General features: G+C 48.1%; 10 protein-coding genes. 7 read left to right on the forward strand and 3 right to left on the reverse strand.

Annotated elements, in window-relative coordinates:
• Positions 1–191: 191 nt before the first annotated feature.
• Positions 192–1,454 (forward strand): helix-turn-helix domain-containing protein, encoded by a 1,263-nt coding sequence (locus tag MHH50_RS01355; protein ID WP_076275928.1) that lies wholly within the window; start codon positions 192–194, stop codon positions 1,452–1,454.
• A gap of 75 nt (positions 1,455–1,529) precedes the next feature.
• Complete coding sequence (locus MHH50_RS01360) at positions 1,530–2,258, forward strand: protein-glutamine gamma-glutamyltransferase (protein WP_312150747.1); 729 nt, start codon at positions 1,530–1,532, stop codon at positions 2,256–2,258.
• Positions 2,259–2,414: 156 nt separating this feature from the next.
• Here MHH50_RS01360 and hflX read toward each other — a convergent pair whose 3' ends face one another.
• Entirely contained in the window at positions 2,415–3,680 is a 1,266-nt protein-coding gene (hflX, locus tag MHH50_RS01365; RefSeq protein WP_076282395.1) for a GTPase HflX, read from the reverse strand.
• Positions 3,681–4,207: 527 nt separating this feature from the next.
• On the opposite strand from hflX, the gene MHH50_RS01370 reads away from it, so the two are divergent.
• A complete protein-coding gene (locus MHH50_RS01370; RefSeq protein WP_076303188.1) occupies positions 4,208–5,008 on the forward strand; it encodes a hypothetical protein in 801 nt (266 codons plus the stop codon).
• A 50-nt stretch (positions 5,009–5,058) separates the two neighbouring features.
• On the opposite strand, the gene MHH50_RS01375 is transcribed toward MHH50_RS01370, so the two are convergent.
• Positions 5,059–8,079, reverse strand: coding sequence for a DEAD/DEAH box helicase (locus tag MHH50_RS01375; protein ID WP_076306811.1), 3,021 nt, complete (start codon positions 8,077–8,079; stop codon positions 5,059–5,061).
• Positions 8,076–9,722 carry an SWIM zinc finger family protein gene (locus MHH50_RS01380; protein WP_340033868.1) on the reverse strand — a complete coding sequence of 549 codons (1,647 nt, stop codon included), beginning with the start codon at positions 9,720–9,722 and terminating at the stop codon, positions 8,076–8,078. Before MHH50_RS01380 ends, MHH50_RS01375 begins: the two co-directional genes overlap by 4 nt.
• Positions 9,723–10,131: 409 nt before the next feature.
• On the opposite strand from MHH50_RS01380, the gene MHH50_RS01385 reads away from it, so the two are divergent.
• The 4 genes from MHH50_RS01385 to clpB all read left to right on the forward strand — a co-directional run bounded on the left by MHH50_RS01385 (position 10,132) and on the right by clpB (position 15,570).
• Positions 10,132–10,605 (forward strand): Hsp20/alpha crystallin family protein, encoded by a 474-nt coding sequence (locus tag MHH50_RS01385; protein WP_340033869.1) that lies wholly within the window; start codon positions 10,132–10,134, stop codon positions 10,603–10,605.
• Between the two features lie 175 nt (positions 10,606–10,780).
• A complete protein-coding gene (locus tag MHH50_RS01390) occupies positions 10,781–11,779 on the forward strand; it encodes a DnaJ C-terminal domain-containing protein (protein ID WP_175618984.1) in 999 nt (332 codons plus the stop codon).
• Between the two features lie 220 nt (positions 11,780–11,999).
• Positions 12,000–12,308, forward strand: coding sequence for a hypothetical protein (locus tag MHH50_RS01395; protein ID WP_340033870.1), 309 nt, complete (start codon positions 12,000–12,002; stop codon positions 12,306–12,308).
• A 607-nt stretch (positions 12,309–12,915) separates the two neighbouring features.
• Entirely contained in the window at positions 12,916–15,570 is a 2,655-nt protein-coding gene (gene clpB, locus MHH50_RS01400; RefSeq protein WP_340033871.1) for an ATP-dependent chaperone ClpB, read from the forward strand.
• The last annotated feature ends 31 nt before the right edge of the window (positions 15,571–15,601 follow it).

A 15,601-nucleotide genomic window follows, 5' to 3' on the forward strand; every position in this document is an offset into this window, starting at 1 on the left:
GACAAAACTCCCCACACCCCCCAACAAAACCCCCACCAATCATCCCCGTCCCAAACACCTTCCTCACCTAGCCGATCTCGTCCCTCACCTACACCAGCTATTTATCTTATAGTCAGCTAGGGGGATGCATACTATAATGAAATCACTCTAGAGTACAGGATTTGGTTATTCTTCAGGTGGGAGTGAAGCTAGTGACAGATAAGGATCCATTATTTGATCGTTTCTTCGACAGTATGGAATCATTGGCGGATACGATAAGTGAATCGCTACAGTCTCAAGTTACCATCGAGGACAGCAATCATCATGTGATTGGCTACAGCTCGCATGAATTTGAGAGTGACTCCGCGCGGATTTCAACGATTATCGGGAAGCGTGTACCTAACGCTGTGATTATTGGCTTGCGCAAAAAAGGGATTATGCAGCAGCTGGAGAGCGCGGCACATCCCATTCGAATTCCTGCAGTGCTGGAGGTGGGACTTGGTCCCCGGTTGGCCATTTGTATTAAACATCAAAAGGAAATTCTCGGGTACATATGGGTAGTAGATACAGGCAACCTGGTAGAAGGGCATGCCGAAAATATCGTTGAGAAGGCGGCAGGTATCGTAGGCCGTTATTTACTTAAGCAGCGAGGTTGGAAAACGAAGCAGGACAAAACGCATGAGGACTTTTTCTGGAAGCTGATTACCTCCCACTACGACAACGAAGCAAATATTAAAAAGGATGCGGAATTTTGGTCCATTCTTTTGCCGGAAAAATATTATATTAGCGTGTTTGAAAGTGACAAGGTAATCGATGATCATTTAATACTCCGGTTTCGGCAGGTTATGGCATCTTATTCCGGACTGCAATTACTATTTCTGACGGCTGAGCATAATCGGCTGATTATTTTGTTTTCCTTCAGCTTTGTAATCGAAGGGGCGGGTGGATTATCTTCATTCCTGCATAAAACAATGGAGGATATGTATAAGAGTGAAGGCTGCACACTGGCTGCTGGCTGTAGTCTCGATTACACTGAATATATGTCCGCGGCTATTGCCTATTGGGAAGCGGTATCCATTGTGGAGATCAAAAAGCTGCTGCCTTTTCATGGGCGGGAGCTGCTATTGTACGAGGAGATTGGATTTTGGGCATATATACCGGCTATTATGGAGCAAAAGCGCAGTCGAATTCGTAAAAGCCCGTTGCTATATCCGCTAAAAGAACATGATCGCGAGCATAAAAGTGATTTTCTCAAAACCATCGCTGTCTATTTATCATTAAGCGGCAATTTAAAGGAATCCGCGGCTTTTTTACATATACACACTAATACATTGCTTTATAGATTAAACCGAATTGCAGAGATTACGGGCAAAAGCTTGAAGGATACGGGTTATCGCACTTCTATTTTCCTGGATATTTTGACGGAAGAGACACGGCAGCTTAACCAGTGGTTCGTGGATGCCAGGGAATCATGAGAATTAAGCACCAACCCGGTGACGAACACGTACAATAACCTATATTTAGAACCTATAACATTGGAGGGACTAAGCATGGTGAAGGAAGTTCGTTCACCCGATGCCCTTGACTTTGAGCACAAAATGAGAGAAAGCATCGTGGAATCGGCTGAAGCTTTAAATGAAAGTGGAGTGGATTTTGCAACATTTGATGATTCCCGCTGCAATCCGCAGTTTTGGACACGTACAGAGATTGGTGGACTTCAGCTGAACACTGGCGTAGAGCCCACAGTGGGAATTAAAGATATTTTTCGGAATGGTCATTTATATGCCTTTGAATGCGCGACAGCCATGGTCATTGTTATGTATCGGGCGACGATTGAAGCTATAGGTGAGGAAGCGTTTAATCAGTATTTCAAGGATTTGTTCTTATGGGACTGGAATTACGATGAGAATCTACGCTTAATTACAAACTACAACAAGGAACTAACGCAGCGGGGAGACGTTGTATATTTCAAGAATCCCGATCATGCTCCGAGCAAGCCAGAATGGCAGGGCGAGAATGCAATTAAACTCGAAAATGATCTGTTCTACGGCCATGGCATAGGGATTACTACTGGAGAGATCATCATAGACTCTCTGAATCAGGAAAGAGTATATGGGAGTGATATCTCGGCCTATTTAACGGATGAATCGGTGCATCCAGACTTTAATTACTTACAGCGGTTATCTGCAGGAACGGTTTTACCGGCAGCCAACAATAGAAGCTTCCGATACACTGTATGTTCAAGAATAGGGTCTAGAAACTATATTTATAAGATCTAGCGTCTGCCTATTTTATACTTACTGAGCAATGCAAAGAGAGGGCTCTTTTGTATTGTTCATTTTTTTATTCACAAAAGAAAGGGATAGAGCTTCAGATAACTCTGAAAACTCTATCCCTCTTTTTTAATTAAGGATTACCACGTCGTTTCTAATTTGTTATAGCTCAATAAAATCGTTGCGGAATTTCTCGAAATCAGATTTTCTGCATTCCAGCTCAAGGCGTGTGCCTGTTTCTTCATAGCTAGTAGATTGAACATGGGCGTGTTCATTGAAATAAGAGACTACATTACCCCGATCAAATGGAACCAGAATCTCACACTGGACATAGTCCGTAAAAACATGGCTGCGGATCAGAGCGGTAAGTTCAGCCATTCCACTATTTTGCTTGGCGGAAAGGTAGACATTGTCACCTTCAATTTGCGGGTAAGGCAAATCAGTCAGATCAGCTTTATTATAGGCATAGATCGTTGGAATCTGGTCAGCGCCGAGTGCTTTGAGCGTCTCATCTGTAACCGCCATATGCTGTTGATGCTGCGGATCGGAAATATCGACTACGTGAATCAATAAGTCCGCTTCGGTAACCTCTTCAAGAGTGGAGCGGAACGCTTTGACCAGATGATGGGGAAGCTGGCTGACGAATCCGACAGTATCTGTTAATAAAAAGGTTTTGTGATCAGGCAGCTCAATGCTGCGAACCGATGTCTCTAGTGTAGCGAACAGCATATCCTTGGCGAATACTTGTTTATGGGAACCCGGATGGTAAGTCTCTACCATGACATTCATTAAGCTGGATTTTCCGGTGTTCGTATAGCCTACCAGGCAGACGACGGGAACTTCATTTTTATGCCGTTGTTTCCGCTGGATTTGACGTCTTGCTACTTGTTGTTGCAGTTCAACCTGTAAAGCAGTAATCCGCTCTTCAATTCTTCTGCGGTCCAGCTCTAGCTTGGTTTCACCAGCACCTCTGTTTTTAAGTCCAGCTCCGCCACCTTGTCTGCCCAGCGACTCACGAAGACCTGTGAGGCGCGGCAGCATATATTGCAGCTTGGCTACTTCAACTTGCAGCTGGGCTTCCTTGGTCTTCGCTCTTTCCGCAAAAATATTCAAGATCAGAATGGTCCGGTCAATGACCTGACGATCCAGTGCGGACTCCAAATTGCGGATCTGTGAAGGTGACAGTTCGTCGTTAAAAATAACAATAGGAGCATCGTGTGCTTCTAAAAGTGCCGATAATTCCTCGATTTTACCTGTCCCGATATAATGGGAGGGGTTAATTCGACTTGCCTTTTGACTAAGCTCTCCTACGACTTCAAGGTCACAGGCAACTGCCAGATTGCTCAGCTCTTCCATCGAATAGGCGAAATTCGTTTCGTTCTGAAGCTGGACACCGACTATAATTGCTTTTTCTCGTATTTGTTCCATATATTTATTCATCCTCCAATAGTAAATAATAAACGCAAAAAAACACAGGCAATCTGCCTGTGCTTACGGTTCGTTAGAGGACGTCAGAGTTAGGGCCTTCCATAGGTAGAATGAATTAAACAACAGTCCAGTCGCAGGGAAGAGGCACTTTGACCCCTTGCGAGCAGCAGTTGGCTAATCGGCTTCTATGGATGTTCAATTCTTAAAGGAATGGAGGTGAAGAGAATCCTCCCTACACGCTGTTGTTAAATTATCGGGTTACCTTTAGAAATGGGTAGACCAATCCTGAGTCCTCTGCACATGGGCAGAGCTTTAGCGCTATTCAATTAGCCGCGCAAAGTTCTAACTCGGATAAAGTCTATCACACGTAACCCTCCGTTCATAAAAAGTTAAGTCGAGTTTACCACATTCGTTATTTAGTGGCAAATCTCTATTTATGCTCTGGAACATCTCTTGTATTTTAATTACACCCAATAATTCTAAACAATGTTTACATATCATATATGAATTGATATATAGGAGGTGTGATGACATTGCCTGTTCTGTCCACAAACACCATTATTAATTTACCAGTCGACGGTACTCGGCCAATAGATCAAGTAGTGATCAAAGTTGTCAACAATGGATCGGCTGGCGCGTTTTGTTATATTACGGGCTTATCCAATAGTGTCAGTCCCCAGGCCATTTTTGTTGAAGAGTTATTTGAGCTGCAATATCAGGAGACCTTAAGCAAGACCTATGTCATGGTAGAGGATTTATTCCAATTTAATTTTGTATATTCACAGGAGCAGATGAAGATTCAGGTTTTCCTTGTTGATGCGGAAGGTGTATGGACGGCCGTTGATCTTGAAGTGTTTCAAGTGAGCCGAATAACCTCGGAAATACGTGATAACGTGACCGTTACATCGACTGACTTCGCAGCGATCAGCTTTATGAGACGTCCTGGCTTTGCTATTCCACAAGGTCTTGCGGCTGAGATTCGACCGGCAGCTTTAGATGTTATGTCCAAAAGACCTGTGCGATATATGGTCGTTGCAGGCGGGACCCTTGATGGGGCCTTCGAGAATTATCCTACACCGACTACAAATATTCCTGTCACGGACACGGCGCTGCTAGTGAACTATACCTGCACTACGGTCACGGGTGGAAAAGTTATTATGCAAGGTACAGGATCAGGGATTTCTGGTGCGTATGCGAATCTGGCGGTCAATTTACTTAATGAGCGACTCTCATACGAGTTCCATGATGAACCTGTCACATTGGTGGTAAACTCCCTCTCGGGCGGGGACGATCTCGCAGTTACCTTTAAAATGTCCGAGCAATGGTAATTATTCTTGTGAAAAAGGAACATTCGCATTTACGCGAATGTTCCTTTTTGCTAGTCATTTAAGTCACGACGCAAGGTGAAGAGATCTTTCAGAGCCTCTGTGGACAGCTCGGTAATCCAGCCTTCCGAGCTGGAGATCACATTATCGCTGAGCTGCTGTTTATTCTCCAGCATCTCATCAATCCGTTCTTCGAGTGTGCCCAGGGCGATGAATTTATGCACCTGCACATCACGAGTCTGGCCCATGCGGTAAGCGCGGTCAGTTGCTTGATTCTCCACCGCTGGATTCCACCAGCGGTCGAAGTGGAATACGTGATTGGCTGCAGTTAAGTTCAGGCCAACTCCCCCAGCTTTGAGTGAAAGGATGAATACATTCGGCTGATCAGACGGCGATGTGTCTGGGCGTGTAGACCCATCTTCCGCCGAAGGGGCTGGTGTCTGAAACCGCTCGATCATGCGGTCGCGCGCCTGTTTGGAGGTACTTCCGTTCAAATAAAGGACGGGTTCGCCCAGCTCCTGCTGGAGAACCGCCTGAAGCATTTTTCCCATACCCACATATTGAGTAAAAATCAGGCAGCGCTCGTCTTCCGCGCGCAGCTCCTTAACCATGTCCAGCAGTCTTTCCAGTTTGGAGGAACGGTTAATAAGAAAGCTGGTATCCAGTTTATTGTCCGTATCAAGTTCAGGGATAGCTTCTTTTGTCACAAGCATCGGGTGATCGCATAGCTGCTTAAGCCCGGTCAGAGCCCCGAGAATTGCCCCTTTGCGCTCAATGCCTTCCAGCTTCTTCATCCGTTCCAACAGTCCGTTTACGGTTTGATCGTAAAGCGCCGCTTGTTCGGCTGTCAGATGAACATAGGTTTTCATTTCATTTTTATCAGGTAGATCGAGCTGTATATTAGGGTCTTTTTTCTTGCGGCGCAGCATGAAGGGTTTTACTAGATTTTGTAGGTCCGCTGTACGTTTCGCGTCGCGTTCCTTCTCAATAGCATTCGTGAATCGGTCATTAAAAGACTTGGCGCTGCCCAGATAACCTGGGGTTATAAAATCATAAATGGACCACAGCTCGGATAATCTGTTCTCTATCGGCGTCCCTGTTAAGGCGACCCGGTGAAGAGCTGGAAAACTACGTACAGCTGCGGATTGTTTGGTTTGGGCATTTTTGATATTTTGAGCTTCATCCAGGCAGATCGTCGCCCAAGTGAATTCCTTCAGCAGCTCTTGGTCAAGCGCAGCAGTCGCATAAGAGGTCAGTACCACATCGGCTTGCGAAGCTGCGCCATAGAAGAATCCCGCGTCCAGACGGCGGCTTCCGTAATGAAGCATAACATTCAACGAAGGCGCGAAGCGTTGCAGCTCCTTCTGCCAATTGCCTAACACAGAGGTCGGGCAGATGATCAATGAAGGCCAGCCTGGTGGGTCGGTCTGCCGCCGGGCTGAGCTTGCATCCGTGTTTTCTTGGATGTGTAGCAGATAGGCGATGAGCTGTACTGTTTTGCCTAGTCCCATATCATCGGCTAGACAGGCCCCCAGCCCAAAGCGGCGCAGAAAGGTCAGCCAAGCGAATCCTTCATGCTGATAGGTGCGCAGCTCCGCCTTAAGGCCTGCGGGTACGGGCGGCTTAGGCCATTCTGAGCGCTGGCCCAGCTGACCGATAAGGCTGATCAAATGCTCGTTCAGCTCTACCTCCAGACGCAGACGCGCGGCATCCTCTTGCAGCTGCTCTTCCGTAGCTTCAGCGTCTGCCTCTTCACCAGCTCCTAGCAAGTGGAGCTGAAGCACGTCTTGGAAGGACAAGCCTTGCGACTTGTCCATTCCCGCCATGGCTCTTTGGATTTGCGCCAGCAGAGCCGGATCGAGTGAGACCCATTTGCCCTTGAAGCGGACGAGCCGTTCCCCTCTTGCGACCAGCTCGGCAAATTCGGCTTCAGTGAGATCCGCATCGCCGATGGAGATTCGCCAATCGAAATCGATGATCGAATCGAGACCAAACAGCGACTCGCCACCGCTGCGTTTGTCTTCGCCGGAGCTGATCTTCGCTCGCAGGCGCGGCTTTTTCCGGCTGGCGGCTTCCCACCACGCCGGCAGCAGCACTTGCCAGCCTGCTTCCAGCAGCCGCTGGCTCTCGGCCGTCAAGAACCGCCAGGCGATGGCATCGCTCAGCGGTTCGGCCAGCACATCGCCGCCCGCCGCGAAGCGCTCGGGCGGCAGACTGCCGCGGAGGCGCTCCAGCCATCCCGCGGCCCGTTCATGCACGTGAGCCGACCACGCGGTCGGCCACAAGCCGTACGGCTCGCCGTTATCGGCGAGCCTGATGGGAACAAGCGCGGATTCATCGCGCTTGTCCTGAAGGATCAGCTGCAGCCGCCAATAGGATTCATCCTCATCGGGCTCCAGCAGCTGTAGAGCGGGCCGGAAAGGCGCGGTGTCCGCCTTCCAGCCAATGGCGATAAGCCACGCGGCGGTATCCATGCCCGCTGCAAGTGCTCCGCTTCTATCGAAGAGAAGCGGGAATTCGCTGCGGAGGTCGCCGGCCTCGGCCTCCGTGCTGTAATAGCGCTGCGATACGGCGGCAGAGAACGCCGCACGTAATCCACGGCTAAATTCGCTGCCGCCATTTAGCGCCTCAAGGGCTCCTTTAGCAGTGTCACTGTCCACTGCCACCTGCGCAAGAGCCCCCTCGTCCCAAGTCCATTGCAGCCTCCCGGCGCGGTAGGCGGAGATGTCGGGAATATACTGTTTGTGCTCCAGACATATAGCCAGAAGTGGCGCCAGTTCTGTGAGGTGGGCGGCATCGCCCTCCCAGCTCCATTCGATATGCGCCAAAAGCTTCTGCTCGGCAAAGAAGGGGATGACCTGCTCAGCAGGAAGAATCACTAGCTCCACGCCTTCGCCAGCGGGCTGCACGGTTAACTCCGTACCATAAAAAGACGCCTCATGCCAGGCGAAAAGCCGCTGCTTAAGCTGCAAGCCCGGCACGAGATCTTCGCGCTCATTCATTCCAAATATTAAAGCATCGCCATACTGGCTTAATGCAAGCCGGATGGTTAGCGTGCGTAAATGCATGTTCATGGTATTAGCTTTCCTTTCCGAAGCTCCTCTTGCAGCGCACGGAGCCTGCTATGCCTAATGGCGAAGGCAGTGAGGAACTCTTCCCAGCGTTCTTCTTGTTTCAGCTTTTTATACAGCTTGGATAATCGTTTCAATAATTTCACAGCCGCTTTGTAGCTATGTCTGTTCTTATCCAGCACGAATCTTTCGGCGGCCTGATGGTAAAAGGGCAGCAGAACCTCAGGTGCATTCTTTTCCACCGGTTGGAGGTCTTTGACACGAAATTCGGAGGGCTGTTTACCGATGGACAGCTGATAATCCATCCAGGTCTGCCATTTCTCATAGGTGATTAGCTTCTCTTCATAGACTTCGCCAGAGATAGGTAACATGGTGGCTAGTGTATCCCACATTTGTGGCTCAGCTTCAGGCAGGTGGCGAACAGCTTCTTCCCAACTGGTTGAATAGCTATTGAGATTATAGAGTCTGCTGCTCAGCAGTGGACCGATCTGAACAAGCCAACCCACCAACCGGGACCAATCCCCTGCATCCAGCAGCGGAGAGGTGAAGCTCATGAGCTCATCGGGATGGAGACCCGGGCGCTCGGCAGCCTTATTCAGTAAGTCCCAAGCCTTCTGGTCATCCATCAGATAGTAATACATGCGGCTCTGAGCTAACAGCCACGCATGTTGTGACAGGGAAGCGCCTAATTCACCTTCTGCTTGCTGCAGCTGTTCGATTTCATTCAGGTAAAGCTTAGTTCCACCTGTATTCGGATAAATCCAATTTCTCCACAGCAGATCATAGCTAAGAGAAAAAGAGGGTTGATCCCGTGAGCGATCCCGCGACTCCGTCAACATCTCGCGCCGCAGATAAGATAAAGTATCGATGACGTATGGCCATAGATCCTGCTCTTGCTCGGGGGACAGCGGAAGTGTCTTTTTTAAAAGACCTGTGATTACTTCCTGTAGCTCTGAGACTGCTACCTGTGTGTAATAACCAAGAGAAGGGGCGTAAGCGGCCTGACCGACGGATTGCGTGGAAGGCTTAGCGAGCTTTTCCAACAGATAAAGATGAGCATGCAGAGTGAACAGCTTCTCCGTTTCCGGAAGCATTTTTGGTTTGAATTTATTAATTGCAGACAAGGCCCGACTCACATATTCAGGATTTCGGGTAGTATGGGCTAGAGGGGAGATACAGAATTCAAAATACTCCCGCCACTCCATTATTTTTCCGCTAGCGATGCGGTTGGCCATCTCTTTCATTTGCTGCTGACGAGTTGCATCGGCTCCAATAGAAGTACTTGTTGCTGTACTTGATATTTTAGGCAAAAAGGATGCAGCTTTAGCGTTAGCCAAAACCTGTACAGATCTATTTTGTTGTTCGGCATAATTCAACAGCACGGCAGCCATATGCTTGCAATGACCTGATACTGGACAATTACAATGACAATTGGTGAAGCCGTCGAGATCAATGGTGACGCGGTAATCCTCTCTACCTTTAACTAGAGCGTTAATCTTACGAGGCTCCGTCATGGTAAACGGCTGCACTCGATTTTGTTTATAATATTGGAACCCCCGCTTGAGGGTAAGATCATCGAAATAATAGGCGACATTTTGGATGAGCTTACTCCACTGCGTATCATCCATAGGATAGGTTGGTTGCATACAATTGGTCTCCTGTAACGAAAATGGTCTTTAGTTGTCTTTCATTATATCACTTCTGCTGGCTTCATCTTTAAATCGTTAAATTTTGATAGATCGTAAGAAAACTCTGTTTAAAAGCTGGCGTGAAGATGATTAGAAGCTAATGGCTTGTATTGAACGGAAGGTCTGAACATATAATAATCGTACTGCAAGTTGGATCATGATTATATAGGTGTCATTTACGAAAGATCAAACAAAGGTCAAAATTAGTCAAATAAATAAAAAGAACTAATTTCGTTGTGGAAAATCAGCTAATTCGCCTGAATTTGAGCGATAATCGGCTTAAATCGGTTTTGTTATTCCTCGGGTGGGGGACTATAATAAGGTCATAGGTCAAATAAAGTCAAAGTCAATGAGAGGAGAATGGATAATGTTTGATATGGTTCCTTTTGGTAAACGTAGAGATGATGCTTTTGGTGTGCTGGCTAAGTCCTTGAATGAAGTTTTTAATGATGATTTTTTTGCACCGATTAAGAGCTCCACGATGTCCTTCAGAACAGATATTCGTGAGAGTGAGCAGGCTTACCTGATTGAAGCTGAACTTCCTGGTTTGAAAAAAGAAGAAATCGACATTGATTATGCCAGTCCTTATTTGACGATTAAAGCGGTACGTAAGGAAGAAAATGCCGAGGAGAACAAGGAACATCAGATTGTACGCAGAGAACGTCGATATGGTGAATATGTGCGCAGATTCTATGTTCAAGATATTGCCGAGGAAGAAATTCGCGCGTCTTTGAAAGATGGAGTGCTGAAGCTGGAAGTTCCCAAACGGCAAAAAATGCAAGGTAAACGCATCGAGATTCAAGACGGAGATTCTAATTCTACGGGTTCGCAGTCTGAATAAGCATAAATTAAGCGGAATGAACTTCCGCTCAGTCTTTTAGAGATGGCAGCGGGCTTTTAATATAGTGTTATGAATAGAAGGCGCATTGTAGTGGAGGATTCCGGCTATGGTGCGTCTTTTCTCGGAGTGCAATGGTGGTCAATATGAGAATAGGGATGGAAAGGAGGAAGCGCGAGTGGCTAGTAAAAGCTATTATGATGCTTTGGGTGTGAGCAAAAAAGCTACTAAACAGGAAATTAAAAAGGCTTATCAGAAGCTTGCCAAGAAGTGGCATCCCGATGTTAACAAAGCCCCTGAGGCAGAGGCGAAATTCAAAGAAGCAGCTGAAGCCTATGAAGTGCTTGGTAATGAGGATAAACGGAAACTCTATGATGAAGAGCTGCTTTATGGAGCTCAACGTGGCAGAGCTAGTGGAGGGGCGGCGAGTGGAGCCTCCTCTTGGGATTCAAACTTTGGTGGAAGTGGAAGCTGGAACGGTGGAACTTATTCAACAGGAGGTTCTGGTATTTCGGAGGAAGATTTATTCGGGATGTTTTTTGGGAATCGGGGCTCGGCGGATCGGGCTGGCTTTGATTTTTTCTCGGGAAGTGGAACGGGACGTGCGAATGGCAATCCGTGGGGCGAGGCCCGTAGTACCATGCAGGCGCAGCTGGATATTACCTTGGAGCAGGCTTATAAAGGCGCTACTGTAAGAGTACAGGTCAGTGACAAAACGGTGGATGTGAACATTCCGCCTAGATCCTATGAGGGTACAATTATTAAAATCGCGGGAAACACTCCGGGTGGCGACGTGCTGCTGGCACTTCATATTCTTCCTCATGATATTTATGAGATTCGCGATGGCGACTTATATGGCATGGTTGAAATCGCTCCTTGGCAAGCGGTATTGGGTGGAGAAGTGAAGGTTCCATTACCGGGGGGCGGCGCCGTGAAATTGAAGATTCCAGCAGGAATTCAGAGCGGCAAAACGCTACGTATCCCCGGCAAGGGCTTAAAACGTGAGAATGGTGCGAACGGCGATATTTTATTTGGAATTGAGATTGTTATCCCTGAACCTATCAGCGAAGCGGAGAAAAATCTCTACCGAAAGCTGGCAGACTCCAGCCCTTTCGAAGCCAGAGCTAAACGTCAAAGCACTGGCACCCAGCGGCAGAAGGCGAAAGTGGGTAATTAATAGATAGGTAGAAGAGGTAGAGGTGAGGTGATTACACTCGTTTGTGATCAACTCTGGTTGGTGAATAAGGTGATTTGAATGCTAGTAGCAGAACAGTAACTTATTTAGCCACTAACTATAAATGAACGTTTCGCTCAAACGGTGAAAGTCGGCACTATGGTGGGAAAAGAGAGTCAAAAGTGCTTTCGAAAGTGCCTTCGAGAGTGCCAAACTGGGATCGATGGTCGAAAAGAAAGGCAAAAATGCCTTAGAAAGCGCTGAATTAAGCTCGTTGGTCGAAAAGAAAGGCAAAAGTGCCTTCGAAAGTGCCGAATTAGGCTCGATGTGCGAAAAGAGAAGCAAAAGTGCCTTAGAAAGTGCCGGATGGAGATCGTTGGTCGAAAAGAGAAGCAAAAGTGCCTTAGAAAGCGCTGAAATTGGCTCGATGTGCGAAAAAAGAAGCAAAAATGCCTTAGAAAGTGCCGGATGGAGATCGTTGGTCGAAAAGAGAAGCAAAAGTGTCTTCGAAAGTGCCGAATGGGGCTCGTAGGTCGAAAAGAACGGTAAAAATCCCGTAGAATGAGCGCAAACCAGCTAGTTACTCGAAAAGAGCGGCAAAAATCCCGTAGAATGAGCGCAAACCAACTAGTTACTTGAAAAGAACAGTATAAATCCCGCAGAATGAGTGCAAACCAGCTAGTTACTCGAAAAGAGCGGTAAAAATCCCGTAGAATGAGTGAAAACCAACTAGTTACTCGAAAAGAACGGTAAAAATCCCGTAGAATGAGCGCAAACCAGCTAGTTACTCGAAAAGAGCGGCAAAAATCCCGTAGAATGAGCGCAAACCAACTAGTTACTCGAAAAGAACGGTATAAATCCCGTAGAATGAGTGCAAACCGACTAGTTACTCGAAAAGAACGGTAAAAATCCCGTAGAATGAGTGCAAACCAACTAGTTACTCGAAAAGAACGGTAAAAATCCCGCAGAATGAGCGCAAACCAGCCAGTTACTCGAAAAGTACGGTATAAATCCCGTAGAATGAGCGCAAACCAGCCAGTTACTCGAAATAAGCGGGATAAATCCCGCTAAGTTAACCTATCCCCGGCCCAAAAGGCCGATTTAATATAATCACTCTTAAATAGAAAGGTGAGAGAGCTATGGATTTCAATAAATTAACTCAAAAGCTGCAGGAAGCAGTAGCTGCGGCGCAGTCGCTGGCATCAGACAGCGGTCATCAGGAGATCGATAATCTCCATCTGTTAAAAGCGTTGCTTCAGCAGCAAGAAGGATTGCTGCCAAGATTGCTGCAAAAGATGAATATCCCTGTGGCTGAGCTGATGCGCAGCACAGATGAACTGCTTCAACGCAAGCCGAGCATCAGCGGGTCAGGAGCAAGCACGGTAAGGCGTTACGCCTCGCAATCGCTGATTCATCTGCTGGAGCAGGCGGAGAAGGAAGCGGCGAAGATGCAGGATGAGTTTGTTTCTGTGGAGCATGCGGTGCTGGCCATGGTGTCAGATTCGAGCGGGGAGAATCGTGAGCTAAGGGATCTTTTTGTCCGCCGTGGGCTGACCCGTGAGAAGCTGATGTCGGTGCTTGCTGAGATTCGTGGACATCAGCGGGTAACCAGCCGGGAGCCAGAAGCTACTTATGAGGTGCTGGAGAAATACGGCCGTGATCTTGTAGCAGAGGTTCGCGCGGGCAAGATTGATCCAGTCATTGGTCGTGATGGCGAGATCCGCCGGGTAATCCGGATTTTGTCCCGTAAAACGAAAAATAACCCTGTGCTGATCGGTGAACCAGGTGTAGGGAAAACAGCCATTGTGGAAGGCTTGGCCCACCGGATAGTACGCAAAGACGTACCAGAGGGGCTGAAGGATAAGACGATTTTTTCACTGGATATGAGTTCACTTGTGGCAGGCGCGAAGTTCCGTGGTGAATTCGAAGAACGCCTGCAGGCGGTATTGAGGGAGGTTCGCGAAAGTAACGGCCGCATTATTCTTTTTATTGATGAGCTGCATACGATTGTGGGCGCAGGTAAAACCGAAGGCTCGATGGATGCGGGCAATATGCTGAAGCCGATGTTGGCCCGGGGTGAGCTGCACTGTATCGGTGCCACAACGCTCGATGAATATCGCAAATATATAGAGAAGGACCCTGCGCTGGAGCGCCGTTTCCAACAGGTGCTCGTGAGCGAACCCGATGTAGAGGATACGATCTCCATTTTGCGTGGTCTGAAGGAGCGGTTTGAAGTTCACCACGGGGTCAAAATCCATGACAGCGCACTGGTAGCCGCAGGGGTATTGTCCAATCGATATATTACGGATCGATTTTTACCGGATAAGGCGATTGACCTAGTGGACGAGGCTTGCGCCATGATCCGCACAGAGATAGACTCTATGCCGGGTGAGATGGATGAAGTGACCCGCCGCCTGATGCAGATGGAGATTGAAGAAGCAGCGCTAAAAAAAGAAACCGATGACGCCAGCAAACGCCGTCTCGAAATATTGCAGCGCGAGCTCGCTGACCTGAAGGAGAAACAGCTAGGAATGACGGCGCGCTGGGAGAAAGAGAAGTCGGCCATCCAAGGGATTCGCGACCTCAAAAAACGGCTGGAGCAAGCGCGCAAGGATCTGGTCGATGCACAGGAGGAATATGATCTTAATAAGTCAGCCGAACTGAGCTACGGCATTATTCCTGATCTGGAGCGTCAGCTGAAAACAGCGGAAGAAGCGGCACAGCAGGACCAGGATACAAGATTGCTACGTGAGGCTGTTACTGAAGAGGAAATCGCAGATATTGTCTCCCGCTGGACCGGCGTTCCAGTTAGCCGACTGGTAGAAGGTGAGCGGGATAAGCTGCTGCGTCTGGAGGATACGCTGCATGAACGGGTAGTGGGCCAAGACGAAGCAGTCAGCTTGGTGGCCGATGCAGTGCTTCGGGCAAGAGCAGGAATCAAAGATCCGAATCGCCCGATTGGTTCATTCCTGTTCCTTGGCCCGACGGGTGTAGGGAAGACTGAGCTGGCTAAGTCGCTTGCGGTATCTCTGTTTGACCGCGAAGATGGCATGATCCGTATAGATATGTCGGAGTATATGGAAAAGCATAGTGTCTCTCGTCTCGTCGGCGCACCTCCAGGATATGTTGGATATGAGGAAGGCGGGCAGCTCACGGAAGCTGTGCGGCGTCAGCCTTATACTGTAGTGCTGCTCGATGAAGTGGAGAAGGCGCATCCCGATGTGTTTAACATTCTGTTGCAGCTGCTTGATGATGGACGGCTGACTGATTCACAAGGCCGAATGGTTGACTTCAAGAATACAATCATCATTATGACTTCCAATATCGGTTCACCTCATCTGATTCAAGGCACCGATGAAAACGGTCAGCTCACGGAAGCTGCCAAGGATAGAGTGATGAAGGAACTGAGTGGTCATTTCCGTCCAGAGTTCCTGAACCGGGTGGATGACATTGTAATGTTCAAGCCGCTGACACTGGGTGAGATCGAGAAAATTGTGGACAAACTGGTGGATGGATTGCGTCTACGTCTGGCAGAACGGGAGATCGGGCTGGCATTAACTGAATCGGCGGTGCGTTTTATCGCTAAGGAAGGTTTTGATCCTGTGTATGGGGCAAGACCGTTGAAAAGATTTATCCAGCGCAGCTTGGAGACACGTGTGGCGCGTGCGATTATTGCTGGTGAAGCCGCAGAGGGATCAGTTATTCAGGTGGATGAATCCGGCAACGAGCTGACGGTAACCATTCTGAAGCCAGAAGTCGATGGACCACAGAGTTCTGAATTGAGTTCTGAATAAAAAAAGGCGTCCACAAAACCCTAACAGTTTT

Origin of the sequence: Paenibacillus sp. FSL H3-0302 (genome assembly GCF_037982245.1) — a bacterium.
GTDB lineage: Bacteria > Bacillota > Bacilli > Paenibacillales > Paenibacillaceae > Paenibacillus_AQ > Paenibacillus_AQ odorifer.